The sequence below is a fragment of the Denitratisoma oestradiolicum genome, from assembly GCF_902813185.1.
Classification (GTDB): Bacteria; Pseudomonadota; Gammaproteobacteria; order Burkholderiales; family Rhodocyclaceae; genus Denitratisoma; species Denitratisoma oestradiolicum.
Genome location: NZ_LR778301.1, coordinates 3,263,759 through 3,281,759, shown reverse-complemented (window position 1 = coordinate 3,281,759; position 18,001 = coordinate 3,263,759). Strand labels below are relative to the sequence as shown.

General features: G+C 59.0%; 12 protein-coding genes, 4 tRNA genes and 1 pseudogene. 14 read left to right on the top strand and 3 right to left on the bottom strand.

Annotation, left to right across the window (positions count from 1 at the left end):
- Positions 1 to 13 precede the first annotated feature (13 nt).
- The 3 genes from DENOEST_RS14980 to DENOEST_RS14970 form a co-directional block, all read right to left on the bottom strand.
- Positions 14 to 2,287 (bottom strand): ATP-binding protein, encoded by a 2,274-nt coding sequence (locus tag DENOEST_RS14980; RefSeq protein ID WP_145772191.1) that lies wholly within the window; start codon positions 2,285 to 2,287, stop codon positions 14 to 16.
- Positions 2,288 to 2,359: 72 nt separating this feature from the next.
- On the bottom strand, positions 2,360 to 3,055 hold the full coding sequence (locus tag DENOEST_RS14975) for a P-loop NTPase family protein (RefSeq protein ID WP_145772190.1): 696 nt from the start codon (positions 3,053 to 3,055) through the stop codon (positions 2,360 to 2,362).
- A gap of 94 nt (positions 3,056 to 3,149) precedes the next feature.
- A complete protein-coding gene (locus DENOEST_RS14970) occupies positions 3,150 to 3,914 on the bottom strand; it encodes a methyltransferase domain-containing protein (RefSeq protein ID WP_145772189.1) in 765 nt (254 codons plus the stop codon).
- Positions 3,915 to 4,040: 126 nt separating this feature from the next.
- On the opposite strand from DENOEST_RS14970, the gene DENOEST_RS14965 reads away from it, so the two are divergent.
- The 14 genes and pseudogenes from DENOEST_RS14965 (at position 4,041) to rpsL (ending at position 17,987) form a co-directional block, all read left to right on the top strand.
- Positions 4,041 to 4,125 (top strand) — tRNA-Tyr (locus DENOEST_RS14965).
- A gap of 48 nt (positions 4,126 to 4,173) precedes the next feature.
- A tRNA-Gly gene (locus tag DENOEST_RS14960) sits at positions 4,174 to 4,249 on the top strand.
- A gap of 40 nt (positions 4,250 to 4,289) precedes the next feature.
- Positions 4,290 to 4,364 (top strand) — tRNA-Thr (locus DENOEST_RS14955).
- A gap of 75 nt (positions 4,365 to 4,439) precedes the next feature.
- Positions 4,440 to 5,630 carry an elongation factor Tu gene (gene tuf / locus DENOEST_RS14950; RefSeq protein WP_183148266.1) on the top strand — a complete coding sequence of 397 codons (1,191 nt, stop codon included), beginning with the start codon at positions 4,440 to 4,442 and terminating at the stop codon, positions 5,628 to 5,630.
- 64 nt (positions 5,631 to 5,694) lie between these two features.
- Positions 5,695 to 5,770, top strand: a tRNA-Trp gene (locus DENOEST_RS14945).
- Positions 5,771 to 5,789: 19 nt separating this feature from the next.
- Positions 5,790 to 6,146: pseudogene (gene secE, locus DENOEST_RS14940) on the top strand (preprotein translocase subunit SecE); the annotation flags it as partial.
- 2 nt (positions 6,147 to 6,148) lie between these two features.
- Positions 6,149 to 6,682: a transcription termination/antitermination protein NusG gene (gene nusG / locus DENOEST_RS14935; RefSeq protein WP_145772355.1), complete on the top strand. Its 534-nt coding sequence runs from the start codon at positions 6,149 to 6,151 to the stop codon at positions 6,680 to 6,682.
- A 93-nt stretch (positions 6,683 to 6,775) separates the two neighbouring features.
- Positions 6,776 to 7,207 (top strand): 50S ribosomal protein L11, encoded by a 432-nt coding sequence (gene rplK / locus DENOEST_RS14930; RefSeq protein ID WP_145772354.1) that lies wholly within the window; start codon positions 6,776 to 6,778, stop codon positions 7,205 to 7,207.
- Between the two features lies 1 nt (position 7,208).
- Positions 7,209 to 7,913 carry a 50S ribosomal protein L1 gene (gene rplA, locus DENOEST_RS14925; protein WP_145772353.1) on the top strand — a complete coding sequence of 235 codons (705 nt, stop codon included), beginning with the start codon at positions 7,209 to 7,211 and terminating at the stop codon, positions 7,911 to 7,913.
- Between the two features lie 208 nt (positions 7,914 to 8,121).
- Positions 8,122 to 8,622 (top strand): 50S ribosomal protein L10, encoded by a 501-nt coding sequence (gene rplJ, locus DENOEST_RS14920; protein WP_145772352.1) that lies wholly within the window; start codon positions 8,122 to 8,124, stop codon positions 8,620 to 8,622.
- 38 nt (positions 8,623 to 8,660) lie between these two features.
- Complete coding sequence (gene rplL / locus DENOEST_RS14915; protein WP_145772351.1) at positions 8,661 to 9,029, top strand: 50S ribosomal protein L7/L12; 369 nt, start codon at positions 8,661 to 8,663, stop codon at positions 9,027 to 9,029.
- Positions 9,030 to 9,182: 153 nt separating this feature from the next.
- The gene (rpoB, locus tag DENOEST_RS14910; protein WP_145772350.1) at positions 9,183 to 13,286 is read left to right on the top strand and encodes a DNA-directed RNA polymerase subunit beta; all 4,104 of its coding nucleotides are present in this window, start codon (positions 9,183 to 9,185) and stop codon (positions 13,284 to 13,286) included.
- 31 nt (positions 13,287 to 13,317) lie between these two features.
- Positions 13,318 to 17,520 (top strand): DNA-directed RNA polymerase subunit beta', encoded by a 4,203-nt coding sequence (rpoC, locus tag DENOEST_RS14905; RefSeq protein ID WP_145772349.1) that lies wholly within the window; start codon positions 13,318 to 13,320, stop codon positions 17,518 to 17,520.
- An 89-nt stretch (positions 17,521 to 17,609) separates the two neighbouring features.
- On the top strand, positions 17,610 to 17,987 hold the full coding sequence (gene rpsL / locus DENOEST_RS14900; protein WP_145772348.1) for a 30S ribosomal protein S12: 378 nt from the start codon (positions 17,610 to 17,612) through the stop codon (positions 17,985 to 17,987).
- Positions 17,988 to 18,001 lie beyond the last annotated feature (14 nt).

Genomic DNA, 18,001 nt, shown 5'->3' with positions numbered 1-18,001 from the left:
ATGAGATAGCCTCTTAGACCCCTTCTCGATCAGTTTCAAGCACGTGCTGAAGTAATGCACGGAGTTGCCCCGGACGGGGCGGCTGACGCAGTTTTCCCGCTAGTCGCCGCAGGTCGGGAATGTTTGTGTGTTCACCCAGCATGATCAGTGGCAGGCGTTCTGCGGAGGTCTGCTGCCATAAATGATCTATGCAGCAAGCGCTGCAAATAATAGCGTCGGGCTTGGGTGCCAGGGCACCAGCCAGATCGTCGGCCCCCATGGATTCCTTTACCTGACAGCCCCATCCGCGCAGCAGTTCGGCCAGTTTTGCGCGGGAGCCTTCATCGGCGTCTATCAGCAGGAGGCGCGCTGTCAGTCGCGGTTCGACGATGGGAGATATTGCCGTCGGCAGGGTCGGCATGGGTTCGCTGCGAGGCAGGGTGATGGCAAAGCAGGAGCCCCGTCCCGGCCAGGATCGCACTTTGATGGGGTGGTCCAGGGTCTGGGCAAGCCGGGCCACGATGGAAAGGCCCAAGCCTAGCCCTTTGTTGGCATCTCGTTCCGGGTTGTCCACCTGGAAAAACTCCTCGAACAGGTGGGGCTGATGTTCCGGAGCAATACCGATGCCGCTGTCCCAGACCTCGATTCTCAGGGATTCCCCATTCCGGCGGACCCCCAGCAGGATGCGCCCCCGCTCCGTATAACGCACTGCATTGGCGAGTAGATTATTGATGATGCGGGTCAGCAGTTGTGGGTCGGATTCGGCCCAAAGACGTGTGGGTATGACTGACAGCTTCAACCCTTTTCCCTCGGCACTGCGTCTATGGGCGTTGGCGGTAGCTTCCAGTAGTGGCATCAGGGGTAGCACTTGCCGGCAAGGGTGATTTTCGGTCAGGTCCAGACGCGATATGTCCAATAAAGCGTCAAGCAGCTCGGTCAGCGAGGTGGTGGCGGCATTGATCTGCCCCGCCAGCCGGAGCTGATCAGCCGAGGCCGCGCAACTTTTGATTTCGCTGGCGAAAAGCGAAAGTGCATGGATTGGCTGACGCAGGTCGTGGCTGGCTGCTGCCAGAAAACGGGACTTTGCCCGGCTCGCTCGCTCCGCTTCCTCCTTCTGTCGTCGTAGTTCGATGTTGGCAACGGCCAGTCTTTCCTCATCATTCCTGCGCTGGGTGATGTCGAGCGCTATGGTGACGATCCGAGGCGGGTCCGTTCCCGTCAGGGCTGCGGTCGCAATGTCGTAGAAGCGCCATTCGCTATCCTTGCAGCGGAAACGGGCAATGAAACGGCGGGTATTGTCGGTCTGCGTGAATGGTCGTAGTAGTCCCTCGATCGTTGAGGCTTCAATGTTGGCCTCAAAGAACGATCGGATATCGGAGAGGGCTAGATATTCCTCCCTTGAATAACCTGTGCTAATGACTCCAGCATCATTGATATGGACTATCCGATTGTTTTCTATGAGCATCATGCATACGCCGGCATCCGACTGGGCCTGAAGCAGGGCATTGGCAAACTCGTGCTGCTCATTCAATTGGGCCTTGCTGCTGGCTAGGGCCTGGTCTGAGCGGGTACGCGCCGCATCGAGGGCGATAGTCATGGTATTTACACCCTCTTCCAGGGCGTACAGGGTCTTGGCCTTGTGGTGGAGAATCCGGACGTCCATCTCGCCTTGACGAATCCGGTCCACGGCTTTTTCCAGGGCCTGGATAGGCTTGGTGATATCCCGACCCAGGCGCATCGCCAACAAGGCAGCACCCGCCAGGATGAGCCCGGCGGAAAGCAAGGTCACCAGGAGGATCTCACGCTTGCGCGCCAGCAATTGGTCTCTCGATAATTCAAGTACGAGGCTGCCCAGGCTGAGTTCTTTATTGGCTTCAGCCTGACCGAAGGGATCGTCAAAGGTCGGTGCGCCTGCACGTATGACCTTGACGTGGAAGAACAGGGTCCGGTCATCTTCGCTACGGGCCGACCAGTTGTCGGGTAGCTGATGGGGGGCGTGGGAGGATTGCAGCAGGCCGGTGGCGGCCAGCAGAGTGCCTTGTTGATCGAAAAAAGCAATCGCCGAGACATCTGGCTCTCGGGCAATCGACAAGGCCAGGCGCCGGAGTTCGATGGTGTTGCCGGAAAACATGCCGTATTCGGCTGCCTGAGCCACTTGCCGCGCCATAGTGGCGCCGCGATTGAACAGGGAGGACTCCACATCTTCGTAGCGCAGCAACGTGAAATAAAGCATGAGTGTCAGCGCCGTGGCCGCCACTGGCGCCAGGGCGACAAAAAGCACACGTTCACGGATGCCGATCGGCCTCATCAACCCTCCCTTATGTTGTTGGGATTGTGCGATGGTGATCTATTTCACGCAAGCGCCCTGGTGCGGGCGTGGCTATATAACGGCGTAGGCTCGGTGGCCGGGCGCGATCGTGGCGATACGTGGGGTACTTGCGGAGTTGGCGCTTGTCGCCAGGGTGTCATCGGTATCGAGTTGTAATAAGTCCATGACCTGACGCGCCACCCCGCGGCAGGTATTACTCAGGGCTCCCGGGAGGGCCGTCGGAATTTTTCGTTGCAGCATCAGTTTGCTGGCATGAAGCGTATGGACTGGATCCAGGATTCGGTCCTGATAGGGGGCGAGCATGTCTTTCAGCGTTCTTTCCGCCGCATCCAGTTGCCAGAGGTTGGTGGGCCACTGGCAGGGAATGGCGTAGGCTCGCGGAAACATTTCCAGATCCCGTATAACGGTACGGATGTCCTCGTGGGAATCACGGAAAGGCAGCAATACCAGGTCGGCCAGGCCGTATAGCCGGCGATCCATTGCCGTGCGGTTGCCACCACCGTCGATAACCCCGAGCCAGGCGCTGAGACTGCGAATCTTGTGGGTCACTTTTGACAGGGCCTCGCTGTTGCGAGCATCTGCCACCAAATAGCGCCGACCGACCGGATCCAGTGGCTCCCGGCAAGCATCGGTCAAAACGCATACGGACCGTTGGCCGAGAAGTCCCAGTCCCTGACACAGCATATGAGACAAGGTGGTTTTTCCTGTGCCACCCTTGTTGCCAATGACGCAGATGATGTCTGCCATATCAAGCCCCCTGCGACACCTTCGCCGCGAATGGCGGAGATTATTAGGGAGCCGGGCAGGGTACGATGACTTGAAATGATGCCGATAGGGGCGCCTATTTAGGCTCGCCAGGTCGGTAAACGTAAAGTCTGGTGTTCCTGCGGTCAGCCACGGCGACCACGCTGGTCGGTTGGGAGCCTGGAACGACGAAGCTGTTCGATATCAACTGGCTGCCGGGTCGCATTTCCGACTGGGCCTTCTGCCAGAGTTGTTCCATCGGTACCGGGGAGAGAAAAGCATAGACCAAGTCGAACTGGTCCAGCCGGGTCCCCCAGAAATTCCCGAGGCTGATTGTGACGTTGTTCTGGCGTGATGCGCCGAGCTTTGCCCACAGCCAGGGGAGTGGTGCATGTTCGATCCCGAAAAAGGTGCAATCCGGTCGCTGGCGCGCGAGTTGCAGCAGTAGGCCGCCGTTACCGCAACCTAGGTCGATAATTCGGCAGGGATGGCTTGGTAATAGTTTTTGCACTACGTCCGCAGTCGCCCGGTTGCTGAGGTAAAGCGGTACCTGGCTTTTGTCAGTGCGCCAGAACACCATTAACAACAGCAGGAATCCGCCCAGATACCAGCCGGGGGCGATGGTTAGTCGGCAGGTCAGCACAATAAGGGGAGCGAAAGCCAGATGTATCGGAATCCACCATGTGGGTGCCGTCAGCTTGTAACTGACCAGGGCGGCACAGGTGCCCTGGGTGAGGGCGAGGATGAGTGGAAGTTTCCAGAGTCGCGGGTCGACGATCTGAATGGCCGATGCGGCGATGAAGGCCCCCAATAGCTGGGCGCCAAGGGCGGTTAAAAGTGCCTGGGGAGCGGAGTTCGGCATGGCAGGATTCTAACCGCTGCAGCCGTAGGTGTTGTCAGGCGGGGAGAGCCTGGAGCGCTGTGGAATTTCAATCGCTTAAAGTGTTTGACAACATTTCGAGGCTCCTTGATAATGCGCGGCTCTCTAGGAGGGGTTCCCGAGCGGTCAAAGGGATCAGACTGTAAATCTGACGGCTCTGCCTTCGAAGGTTCGAATCCTTCCCCCTCCACCAGAGTTTTGTAAGACTGCCCATATTTTTGTGGGTGTGGGTAGGGATCGAGCGGGTGTAGCTCAGTTGGTAGAGCACTTGCCTTCCAAGCAAGATGTCGCGAGTTCGAACCTCGTCGCCCGCTCCAGGTAGTCTTGCGGGGCTTTGGTTTTGTTGCATCAGGTTTTGCCCATGTAGCTCAGTGGTAGAGCACTCCCTTGGTAAGGGAGAGGTCGCGTGTTCGATCCACGCCATGGGCACCATTTTTGTTTATTTTTAATAAATTAGGCTGCCGTTAGGCGTTTCCTTCGGGCCGGACTTTTTTGGGGTATCCGATCATGGCAAAAGGCAAGTTTGAGCGTACGAAGCCACACGTGAACGTGGGGACGATTGGTCACGTTGACCATGGCAAGACGACGTTGACGGCGGCGATCACGACGGTGCTGTCGACCAAGTTTGGTGGCGAGGCGAAGGCCTATGACCAGATTGATGCGGCGCCGGAAGAGAAGGCCCGTGGCATCACCATCAACACGGCGCACGTTGAGTATGAGACGGAGAACCGTCACTACGCCCACGTGGATTGCCCGGGTCACGCTGACTACGTGAAGAACATGATTACCGGTGCGGCGCAGATGGACGGTGCCATTCTGGTGTGTTCCGCCGCAGACGGCCCCATGCCCCAGACGCGGGAGCACATTCTGCTGGCCCGTCAGGTGGGCGTGCCCTACATCATCGTGTTCCTGAACAAGTGCGACATGGTGGATGACGCCGAGCTGCTGGAACTGGTGGAAATGGAAGTTCGCGAGCTGCTGTCGAAGTACGACTTTCCCGGTGACGACGTGCCGATCATCAAGGGTTCGGCCCTGAAGGCGCTGGAAGGCGACAAGGGTGAGCTGGGTGAAGGCGCGATCCTGCAGCTGGCTGCCGCCCTGGATAGCTACATCCCGACCCCGGAGCGTGCCATTGACCTGCCGTTCCTGATGCCCATCGAAGACGTGTTCTCGATCTCGGGCCGCGGCACCGTGGTGACGGGTCGTGTCGAGCGAGGCATCGTCAAGGTTGGCGAGGAAATCGAGATTGTGGGCATTCGCCCCACGGTGAAGACCACCTGCACCGGTGTGGAAATGTTCCGCAAGCTGCTGGATCAGGGTCAGGCGGGTGACAACGTGGGCGTGCTGCTGCGCGGCACCAAGCGTGAGGATGTGGAGCGGGGTCAGGTACTGGCCAAGCCGGGTTCGATCAACCCGCACACCCACTTCACCTCGGAGGTGTACATTCTGTCGAAGGACGAAGGCGGTCGTCACACGCCGTTCTTCAATGGCTATCGTCCCCAGTTCTACTTCCGCACCACGGACGTGACGGGTTCGATCGAGCTGCCGGCGGGCACCGAGATGGTGATGCCTGGCGACAACATTGCGATGACGGTGAAGCTGATTGCGCCGATCGCCATGGAAGAAGGCCTGCGCTTCGCCATCCGTGAGGGTGGTCGCACCGTGGGCGCTGGCGTCGTCGCCAAGATCGTCGAGTAACAGCGCGACGCGGTAATTTTGTGGGCGGCACTCTTCGGGGTGTCGCCTTTGTGGTCTCTGCCGCAGGGGTATAGCTCAATTGGCAGAGCGGCGGTCTCCAAAACCGCAGGTTGGGGGTTCGATTCCCTCTGCCCCTGCCAACTAAATTTACACTCGCTCAATTCAATGGCGGACAAGATCAAGTTTGTTTTGGCATTGATGCTGATCGCCGCCGGGGTGGTCGGTTTTTACCTGCTGGCTGAGCAGCCCATGATCCTTCGTGTGCTGGCGGTGCTGGCGGGCGTCGGTGCAGGCGCCGGCGTTGCCGCATTTACCGAGCTGGGGCGGCAATTTTTTGTCTTCGGTCGGGAGTCGGTGATCGAGGCCAAGAAGGTGGTCTGGCCGACCCGCAAGGAAACGATGCAGATGACGGGTGCGGTATTCGCCTTTGTGCTGGTGATGGCCGTCATCCTGTGGTTGACCGATAAGGGTCTGGAGTGGGTGCTGTACGACCTCGTGCTGGGATGGAAGCAATAGCCATGACGAAACGCTGGTACGTTGTTCACGCCTACTCTGGCTTTGAGAAGAGTGTGAAAAAGGCTCTGGTCGAGCGCATTACCCGTGCTGGTATGCAGGACAAGTTTGGTCAGGTTCTGGTGCCTGTCGAGGAAGTGGTTGAAATGAAGGGCGGTCAGAAGAGCATTTCCGAACGCAAGTTCTTCCCCGGCTACGTGCTGGTGGAAATGGATATGGACGACGACTCTTGGCACTTGGTGAAGAGTACGCCCAAGGTTACGGGTTTTGTCGGCGGCACTGCGACCAAGCCGACGCCGATTTCCCCGAAGGAAGTCGAGAAGATCATGCAGCAGATGCAGGAGGGGGTCGAGAAGCCTCGTCCCAAGGTACTGTTCGAGGTGGGCGAGATGGTTCGGGTCAAGGAAGGCCCCTTCACCGATTTCAATGGTTCGGTGGAAGAAGTGAATTACGAAAAGAGCCGTTTGCGTGTGTCGGTGGCTATTTTCGGCCGTGCCACACCGGTGGAACTGGAATTCTCCCAGGTCGAGAAGAGTTGATTCAGGGTCGTCCGGTCCCTTATGCCGGGCAAGAGGAGCGTCGTTAGGCTGGTCCGAAGGCGCGTTACAACTCATCAAAGTTAGGAGCCAATCATGGCCAAGAAGATCGTCGGCTACGTCAAGTTGCAAGTGCCGGCCGGTAAGGCGAATCCTTCGCCTCCCATCGGTCCCGCGCTGGGTCAGCGCGGCCTCAACATCATGGAATTCTGCAAGGCCTTCAATGCTCAAACCCAGAGCATGGAGCCCGGCCTGCCGATTCCTGTGGTGATCACCGCCTATGCGGACAAGAGCTTCACCTTCGTGATGAAGACGCCGCCGGCCACCATTCTGATCAAGAAGGCTGCTGGTCTGCAGAAGGGTTCAGCCAGGCCTCATACCGATAAGGTAGGCAAGATCACTCGCGCCCAGGCCGAGGAAATCGCCAAGACCAAGATGAAGGATCTGACGGCTGCCGATATGGATGCAGCCGTTCGCACCATTGCGGGTTCCGCCCGCAGCATGGGCATTACCGTGGAGGGGCTCTGAAATGGCCAAGATTTCCAAACGTGTGCGGGCACTCAGCGCCAAGGTTGACCGCAACAAAAACTATCCCCTCGGTGATGCCATCGCCCTGATCAAGGAATGCGCCAACGCCAAGTTCGATGAGTCCATCGATGTTTCCGTGAATCTGGGGGTCGATGCCAAGAAATCCGACCAGGTGGTGCGGGGTTCCGTGGTGCTGCCCGCTGGCACCGGCAAGACCGTGCGCGTCGCGGTGTTCGCTCAGGGTGACAAGGCCGAGATCGCCAGGGCTGCGGGTGCTGATATCGTCGGTTTCGATGATCTGGCCGAGCAGGTCAAGGCGGGTAATCTGAATTTCGATATGGTGATCGCCACCCCCGACGCCATGAAGGTGGTGGGTGCCCTGGGCCAGATTCTCGGTCCTCGTGGTCTGATGCCCAACCCCAAGGTTGGTACCGTCACCATGGACGTGGCGACCGCGGTCAAGAATGCCAAGGCAGGCCAGGTGCAGTACCGTACTGACAAGGCTGGCATCATTCATTGCACCATCGGGCGTGCCTCCTTTAGCGCCGAAGCCCTACAGCAGAATTTGGGCGCCTTGATCGATGCCTTGCAGAAAGCCAAGCCGGCTGCTTCCAAGGGCCAGTACCTGCGCAAGATTTCCCTGTCCTCCACCATGGGGGCGGGTGTGCGTGTGGACCAGGCCACGATGGCGGCGGGTCAGCAGTAATAGACTTTGGGCTGGTGTGTCGCCTCCGCGGGGCGTGCCAGATTGTCAAAGACCGTAGGTGCCCGTGCTGGGTTTAATTGGGCGGAGCATTGCCGGCCTACGTAGATGGTGTCCCCGAAGGCAGGAATTGCAGTTCTCCTGAATGAAGGTCGCCGTGGGTGCGACGGAATTTTTCCGTCGCGTGTGGACTTGAAAGGAGGAAAGACCTGTGGGTCTGAATCTGAACGACAAAAAAGCCGTTGTGGCCGAGGTGGTAGCGCAGGTTGCCGGTGCCCAGACGATGGTTGTGGCCGAGTATCGCGGTATCGGGGTGGGTGCGCTCACCGAACTGCGGAAAAAGGCGCGCGAGTCTGGCGTTTATCTGCGTGTGCTGAAGAATACCCTGGCCCGTCGCGCCATCGCCGGCACCTCATTCGAGGGGCTGTCTGGTGCGATGACCGGCCCGCTGATTTACAGCATCTCGGTGGATGCTGTGGCGGCGGCAAAGGTACTCAACGACTTCGCCAAAACCAATGACAAGCTGGTGCTCAAGGCTGGCTGCTATTCCGGAAATGTCCTGGACAAATCCGGTGTGCAGGCCCTGGCCAGCATCCCGAGTCGCGAAGAGCTTCTCGCCAAGCTGCTGGGTGTGATGCAGGCTCCGGTGACAGGCTTTGCCTGCACTCTGGCTGCACTCGCCAAGAAGCGCGAGACCGAAGCGACCGCTTGATCATTTCCCATTCGATATTGATTTTAGGAGTTTCTTAAATGGCAATTAGCAAGGATGACATTCTGGAAGCCGTTGGCGCCATGTCCGTCATGGAGCTCAACGACCTGGTGAAGGCGTTTGAGGAGAAGTTTGGTGTTTCCGCCGCTTCCATGGCGGTGGCTGCCCCGGGCGCCGTTGCCGCCGCTGTTGAAGAACAGACCGAATTCACCGTGATGCTGCTTGGCGCCGGTGAAAAGAAGGTCGAGGTGATCAAGGTGGTGCGTGCTGTGACCGGTCTGGGCCTCAAGGAAGCCAAGGATCTGGTGGACGGTGCTCCCAAGCCTGTCAAGGAAGGTGTTTCCAAGGCCGATGCCGACGCCCTCAAGAAGCAGCTCGAGGACGCGGGCGCCAAGGTCGAGGTCAAGTAATCTCGATCGCAGGTCCGGGCTGGTGGCGGAAATCGCCACCAGCCCTTTTGTGCTTTCTGCAACTTTATGTGGCTTGGATGTCAAACGGGAGGGTTGGAATGCTGCTGCAACCCTGTCGTTTGACTTTCGGCGTCTGAATCGAACGGAGCGACCATGACGTACTCGTATACCGAGAAAAAACGTATTCGTAAGAGCTTTGCCAAGCGCGCTGGCGTGCTTGAAGTGCCTTTCCTTCTGGGCACGCAGCTTGAATCCTATACACAGTTCCTGCAAGTGGATGTGCCGGTTTCCCTGCGGCGCAGCCAGGGTTTGCAGGCGGCTTTCAATTCGATCTTCCCCATCGTCGCCCATTCCGGTGTGGCGCGTCTGGAGTTCGTCGAGTATCGACTCGGCGAGCCAGCCTTCGATGTCAAGGAATGCCAGCAGCGCGGCCTGACCTTTGCCTCGCCCCTGCGCGCCAAGGTTCGCCTGGTGATCCTGGATCGGGAGAGCAATAACGAGAAGATCAAGGAAGTCAAGGAACAGGAGGTCTACATGGGCGAGATTCCGCTCATGACCACCACCGGTTCCTTCGTGATCAATGGCACCGAGCGGGTCATCGTTTCCCAGTTGCATCGCTCTCCCGGCGTGTTCTTCGAACACGACAAGGGCAAGACCCATAGTTCCGGCAAGCTGCTGTTCTCGGCCCGCATCATTCCCTACCGGGGCTCTTGGCTGGATTTCGAGTTCGACCCGAAGGACATCCTGTTCTTCCGTGTGGACCGTCGACGCAAGATGCCTGTGACCATTCTGCTCAAGGCCATCGGCATGACGGTGGAGCAGATTCTGTCGGGTTTCTTCGAGTTCGACACCTTCCATCTGGGCAAGAAGGGTGTCCAGTTTGAATTGGTACCCGAGCGCCTGCGGGGCGAGGTGGCCCGCTTCGATATCATGGACAAGGCCGGCAAGGTCATCGTCCCGCGCGACAAGCGTATTACTGCCAAGCATATTCGCGAACTGGCCGAGGCCGGCATCAAAAAGCTGGCTGTGCCGGATGACTACATCCTGGGACGAGTCATCGCCACCAACGTGGTGGATGCCGAGACTGGCGAGATCCTGGCTCAGGCTAATGAAGAGATTACCGAGAGCCTGCTGGCCAAGCTTCAAGAATCCGGCGTCACGGACCTGAAGACCCTCTACGTGAATGACCTGGATCGGGGCGCCTATATCTCCACCACCCTGCGTGCCGACGAGACGGCTGACCAGTGGGCTGCTCGCGTTGCCATCTACCGCATGATGCGTCCGGGTGAGCCGCCCACCGAGGAAGCGGTGGAGACCTTGTTTCATGGTCTGTTCTATTCGGAAGAGCGCTACGATCTGTCCACCGTGGGACGGATGAAATTCAACCGTCGGGTGGGGCGCCAGGAGCTGGAAGGCGTCGGTACGCTCTCCAATGAGGACATCGTCGATGTCATCCGCATCTTGGTGGAACTGCGCAACGGCCGCGGCGAAGTCGATGATATCGATCACCTTGGTAACCGTCGTGTGCGTTCCGTTGGCGAATTGGCTGAGAACCAGTTCCGTACCGGCCTGGTGCGGGTTGAGCGGGCCGTCAAGGAGCGTCTCAATCAGGCCGAGAGCGACAATCTGATGCCCCATGACCTGATCAATGCCAAGCCCATTTCGGCGGCGATCAAGGAGTTCTTTGGCTCCAGTCAGCTCTCCCAGTTCATGGACCAGACCAACCCCCTGTCCGAGATCACCCACAAGCGTCGGGTTTCCGCCTTGGGCCCGGGTGGTCTGACGCGGGAACGGGCCGGTTTCGAGGTGCGCGACGTGCACCCGACCCATTACGGCCGGGTCTGTCCTATTGAAACACCGGAAGGTCCGAACATCGGCCTGATCAACTCCCTGGCGCTCTACGCCCGGGTCAACCCGTTTGGCTTCATCGAGACGCCCTATCGCAAGGCCGAGTCCAGTCATGTGTCGGATGAGATCGAGTACCTGTCAGCCATTGAGGAAGGCAAGTACATCATCGCCCAGGCCAACGCTCAACTGGACAAGAAGGGACGCTTGACCGACGAGCTGGTTTCCTGCCGTTCCAGTGGCGAATTCGAGCTGAAAGAGCCTGTTGATGTGCAGTACATGGACGTGGCGCCGGGTCAGATCGTCTCCGTGGCTGCATCCCTGATTCCCTTCCTGGAGCACGATGACGCCAACCGGGCATTGATGGGCGCCAACATGCAGCGTCAGGCGGTTCCCTGTCTGCGTCCGGAGAAAGCCTTGGTCGGCACCGGTATTGAACGTACCGTAGCGGTGGACTCCGGGACTGCGGTGCAGGCCCTGCGCGGCGGCCTGGTGGATTATGTCGATGCCAACCGGATCGTGGTTCGGGTCAACGACGCCGAAACCGTGGCCGGCGAAGTCGGCGTGGATATCTACAACCTGATCAAGTACACCCGTTCTAACCAGAACACCAACATCAACCAGCGTCCGGTGGTCAAGGTGGGTGACATGATCGCCAAGGGGGACGTGGTGGCGGATGGCGCCTCCACCGATCTGGGTGAGTTGGCCCTGGGCCAGAACATGCTGGTGGCCTTCATGCCCTGGAACGGCTACAACTTCGAGGATTCGATCCTGATTTCGGAGCGCGTGGTGGCGGATGACCGTTTCACCTCCATCCATATCGAGGAATTGACCGTCGTGGCCCGGGACACCAAGCTGGGCCCCGAGGAAATCACTCGTGACATCGCCACTCTGGGCGAAGTGCAACTGGGTCGTCTGGATGAGTCCGGCATTGTCTATATCGGTGCCGAGGTCGAGGCTGGCGACGTGCTGGTGGGCAAGGTGACCCCCAAGGGCGAGACCCAACTGACCCCGGAAGAGAAGCTGCTGCGCGCCATCTTCGGCGAGAAGGCTTCCGATGTGAAGGACACCTCCCTGCGTGTGCCCTCGGGAATGAACGGCACGGTGATCGATGTGCAGGTGTTCACCCGCGAGGGGATCGAGCGGGACAAGCGTGCCCAGTCCATTGTTGACGACATGTTGAAGGGCTACAAGCAGGATCTGGCCGACCAGATGCGTATCGTCGAGCGCGATACCTTCGCCCGGATCGAGCGCCTGCTGGTCAACAAGGTGGCCGCCAAGGGACCGAAGAAGCTGACCAAGGGCACCAAGATCACCAAGGCTTACCTGGAGAGCCTGGAGCATTACCACTGGTTCGATATCAGTCTGACCGAGGAAGAGGCTCAGCAGCAACTGGAAAATCTGCGGGACAGCCTGGAACAGACCCGGCGCGACTTCGACGTGGCCTTCGACGCCAAGAAAAAGAAGCTGACCCAGGGCGACGAACTGCCCCCTGGGGTGCAGAAGATGGTCAAGGTCTATCTGGCGGTCAAGCGGCGCCTCCAGCCCGGCGACAAGATGGCCGGCCGCCATGGCAACAAGGGTGTGGTGTCCAAGATCGTTCCCATTGAAGACATGCCCCACATGGCTGACGGAACGCCGGTGGATATCGTGCTGAACCCGCTGGGCGTGCCGTCGCGGATGAATATCGGTCAGATTCTGGAAACCCATCTGGGCTGGGCTGCCAAGGGGTTGGGCAATCGTATTGAAGAAATGTTGCGGGCCGAGGCCAATGCTGCCGAGGTGCGCAAGTACCTGAACAAGATTTACAACAGCAGTGGCCATGGCGCCGATCTGGAGAGCCTTAATGATGGGGAAATCCTGGAGCTGGCCGATAACCTGTCAGGTGGTGTTCCCTTCGCAACGCCGGTGTTCGATGGTGCCAAGGAAGAGGAAATCCACGCCATGCTGAATCTGGCCTATCCGGAAGAAGTGGCCAAGCGCGCCGGCCTGACGGCCAGCCGTACCCAGACCACTCTTTACGATGGTCGTACCGGTGATGCCTTCGAACGTTCTGTCACCGTGGGCTACATGCATGTGCTGAAGCTCCACCATCTGGTCGATGACAAAATGCATGCCCGTTCCACTGGTCCCTACAGTCTGGTGACCCAGCAGCCTTTGGGCGGCAAGGCCCAGTTCGGTGGTCAGCGCTTCGGGGAAATGGAAGTCTGGGCACTGGAAGCCTACGGTGCTTCCTACACACTGCAGGAAATGCTCACCGTCAAGTCCGACGACGTCAATGGCCGTACCAAGGTGTACGAGAGCATTGTCAAGGGTGAGCACAAGATCGATGCCGGCATGCCGGAGTCCTTCAATGTTCTGGTGAAGGAAATCCGTTCTCTTGCCATCGACATCGACCTGGAACGTTATTGATTGAACCTCGGCCCGCGACAGGAGTGAAACAATGAAAGCACTGCTCGATCTATTCAAGCAAGTCACGCAGGAAGAGGAATTCGATGCGATCACCATCGGTTTGGCCTCGCCTGACAAAATCCGTTCCTGGTCCTACGGTGAAGTAAAAAAGCCGGAGACCATTAATTACCGTACCTTCAAGCCGGAGCGGGACGGCCTGTTCTGCGCCAAGATATTCGGCCCGGTGAAGGACTACGAGTGCCTTTGCGGCAAGTACAAGCGCCTCAAGCACCGCGGCGTGATCTGCGAGAAGTGTGGCGTCGAGGTCACCCAGGCCAAGGTACGGCGCGAACGCATGGGCCATATTGAACTGGCCAGCGTGGTAGCACACATCTGGTTCCTCAAGTCCCTGCCCAGCCGCCTTGGCATGGTTCTGGACATGACCCTGCGCGACATCGAACGTGTCCTCTATTTTGAGGCCTTCGTCGTGGTCGAGCCCGGCATGACGCCCTTGAGCCGTGCCCAGTTGCTGACCGAGGATGACTATCTGGCCAAGGTCGAGGAGTACGGCGACGAGTTCACCGCGGTGATGGGCGCCGAGGGTATTCGCGAGCTGCTGCGCACCATCGACATCGCTCATGAAATCGAGCGCCTGCGCCAGGAGCTGGAGACCACCGGCTCGGAAGCCAAGATCAAGAAGATCGCCAAGCGACTCAAGGTGCTGGAAGCCTTCCAGCAGTCCGGCATCAGGCCCGAGTGGATGGTGTTGGAAGTGCTGCCGGTACTCCCCCCTGATCTGCGCCCCCTTGTACCCCTGGACGGTGGCCGTTTCGCCACCTCGGATCTGAACGATCTGTATCGTCGGGTGATCAACCGCAACAATCGTCTGAAGCGGCTGCTGGAACTGAAGGCGCCAGACATCATTGTGCGCAACGAGAAGCGCATGCTGCAGGAATCGGTGGATTCCCTGCTGGACAACGGTCGCCGCGGCAAGGCCATGACCGGCGCCAACAAGCGTCCCCTGAAGTCCCTGGCCGACATGATCAAGGGCAAGTCGGGCCGCTTCCGCCAGAACCTGCTAGGCAAGCGGGTGGACTATTCCGGTCGTTCGGTGATCGTGGTGGGCCCCCAGCTCAAGCTGCATCAGTGCGGCTTGCCCAAGAAGATGGCACTGGAACTGTTCAAGCCCTTCATCTTCGAACGCCTGGAAAAAATGGGTATCGCCAGCACCATCAAGGCCGCCAAGAAGGAAGTGGAAGCCGAGACCGGTGTGGTGTGGGACATTCTGGAAGAGGTGATCCGCGAGCATCCGGTGCTGTTGAACCGGGCGCCAACCCTGCACCGACTGGGCATTCAGGCTTTTGAGCCGACCCTGATCGAAGGCAAGGCCATTCAGCTCCATCCCCTGGTGTGTACCGCCTTCAACGCTGACTTTGACGGCGACCAGATGGCCGTCCACGTCCCGTTGTCCCTGGAAGCTCAGATGGAGGCCCGCACACTGATGCTGGCTTCCAACAACGTGCTGTCGCCCGCCAACGGCGCCCCCATCATTGTTCCTTCCCAGGATGTGGTGCTGGGCCTGTACTACGCCACCCGGGAACACGTCGCGGCGCGTGGCACCGGCATGAACTTCATTGATGTCTCCGAGGTGTTGCGTGGTGTGGAATCCCGTCAAGTGGATCTGCATGCCCGTATCTCGGTGCGGATCAAGGAATACGACCGTGATGGCGAGGGTTGGAAGGAAAAGCTGACCCGCTACTCCACTACTGCCGGCCGCGCCATCCTGTCGGAGATTCTGCCCCGAGGTCTTCCCTTCAAGGTGATCGACAAGGCACTGAAGAAGAAAGAAATCTCCAAGCTGATTGATGAGTCCTTCCGCCGTTGCGGTCTCAAGGATACCGTGGTGTTTGCGGACCAGTTGATGCAGTCTGGTTTTCGTCTGGCCACCCGAGGCGGTATTTCCATTGCCGTGGATGACATGCTGGTACCCACCCAGAAGGGTGCCATCATCGACCAGGCTGAAAGCGAGGTTAAGGAAATCGAGCGTCAATACACTTCCGGTCTGGTGACCGTGGGGGAGCGCTACAACAAGGTTGTGGATATCTGGGGCCGCGCCGGCGATCAGGTAGCCAAGGCGATGATGGACCAGTTGTCCCATCAGGAAGTGGTCAATCACGAAGGCAAGACCGTTAAACAGGAGTCCTTCAACTCCATCTACATGATGGCGGACTCCGGTGCACGGGGTTCCGCTGCCCAGATTCGCCAGTTGGCGGGTATGCGGGGCCTGATGGCCAAGCCCGATGGCTCCATCATCGAAGTGCCCATCACCACGAACTTCCGTGAGGGACTGAATGTTCAGCAGTACTTCATCTCTACCCACGGCGCCCGTAAGGGTCTGGCAGACACGGCGCTGAAGACCGCGAACTCCGGCTATCTAACCCGTCGTCTGGTGGATGTGACTCAGGATCTGGTGGTGACCGAGCTGGATTGCGGCACCCAGAGCGGCTTCGCCATGAAGGCGTTGGTGGAAGGCGGCGAAGTGATCGAGCCGTTGCGCGAACGTATCCTGGGTCGGGTGGTGGCAACCGACGTACTCAATCCCGATACTCAGGACATTCTGTTCGCGGCTGGCTCCCTGCTTGATGAAGATGCGGTGGACCTGATCGAGAGCCTGGGTATCGACGAAGTGCGGGTGCGTACGCCGCTGTCCTGTGAGACCCGTTATGGCCTGTGTGCCAAGTGCTATGGTCGTGACCTGGGTCGTGGCTATCTGGTGAACGAGGGTGAAGCGGTTGGTGTGGTTGCCGCCCAGTCCATCGGTGAACCCGGAACACAGTTGACCATGCGGACTTTCCACGTGGGCGGCGCTGCTTCCCGTGCTGCGGCACAGAGTCAGGTCGAGGCTAAGAGTTCGGGTGTAATCCGCCTGTCGGCCACCATGCGCTATGTCACCAACCCGAGGGCCGAAAAGGTGGTCATTGCTCGTTCCGGTGAGGTACTCATCGTTGACGATAATGGTCGCGAGCGTGAGCGCCATAAGGTTCCCTATGGCGCGACGCTGTTGGTTGACGACGGTCAGCAGATCAAGGCCGGCGCCCAGGTGGCCAACTGGGATCCCCACACACGCCCCATTGTTACCGAGTACGCAGGTACGGTGAAGTTCGAACATGTGGAGGAAGGTGCGACTGTTGCCAAGCAGATCGACGAAGTGACCGGCCTGTCCACTCTGGTGGTGATCGAGTCCAAGGGACGGGGCAGCAAGGCCTCGACCAAGGGCCTGCGCCCCCAGGTCAAGCTTCTGGATGAGCACGGCCAGGAAATCAAGATCCATGGCACCGATCATGTGGTGACGATCACCTTCCAGGTTGGCTCGATCATTACCGTGAAGGATGGACAGTTGGTTTCCGTCGGGGAAATTCTGGCACGTATTCCCCAGGAGTCGGCCAAGACCCGCGACATTACCGGCGGTCTGCCCCGCGTGGCCGAATTGTTCGAAGCACGCTCGCCCAAGGATGTCGGCGTGCTGGCCGAGGTGACAGGTACTGTCTCCTTCGGCAAGGACACCAAGGGCAAGCAACGCCTGGTGATCACCGAGCCCGACGGCACTGCCCACGAGTACCTGATCTCCAAGGACAAGCATGTCATGGCCCACGATGGCCAGGTGGTGAATAAGGGCGAGGTGATCGTGGACGGCTCTGCGGATCCCCACGATATCCTGCGCCTGAAGGGTGTCGAGGAGCTGGCCCGTTACATCATCGACGAAGTGCAGGACGTGTATCGTCTGCAAGGCGTGAAGATCAACGACAAGCATATCGAGGTCATCGTGCGCCAGATGCTGCGGCGGGTGGTCGTTACCGACACAGGCGACTCCACGTTCATTCGCGAGGAGCAGGTGGAGCGTTCCATGTTGTTGGACGAGAATGACAGGCTGTTGTCCGAGGGCAAGCGGCCGGCCGAATACCAGCATCAGTTGCTGGGTATCACCAAGGCATCCCTCTCCACTGATTCCTTCCTTTCGGCGGCATCGTTCCAGGAGACCACTCGCGTACTGACCGAGGCGGCGATCATGGGCAAGCGCGATGAGCTGCGGGGCCTCAAGGAAAACATCATTGTTGGCCGTCTCATCCCTGCCGGTACTGGCCATGTTTACCATCGGACCCGGCGCAAGAAGTCTGCGGGGGTGGATGCGGCAGAGGGCGTGTTCGAATTGCCTCCCGTGGAGGAAAGTTCAGCGGAGGGTACTCAAGCCGCTTGACGGCATAGAGTGCCATTACTATAATCCGGCCTCTTTGCTCCCGGCAGGGGGTCCGGTTTTGCCAATTTCAGCTATTGGAATAACTACTTATGCCAACCATTAATCAACTGGTGCGCAAGTCTCGCCAGGCTCCCCAAGCCAAGAGCAAGGTGCCTGCGCTCGACAGTTGCCCGGCCAAGCGTGGGGTTTGCACCCGCGTCTACACTACTACTCCGAAGAAGCCTAACTCCGCGCTGCGGAAGGTTGCCAAGGTGCGCCTCACCAATGGTTTTGAGGTGATTTCCTACATTGGCGGCGAGGGGCACAACCTTCAGGAGCACTCGGTGGTGCTGATTCGTGGCGGCCGGGTAAAGGATCTTCCGGGTGTTCGTTATCACATCGTGCGCGGCAGTCTTGATACCCAGGGTGTCAAGGACAGGAAGCAGTCGCGGTCCAAATATGGCGCCAAGCGTCCCAAGGCGGCTTAACGGCTCGCTCAGTT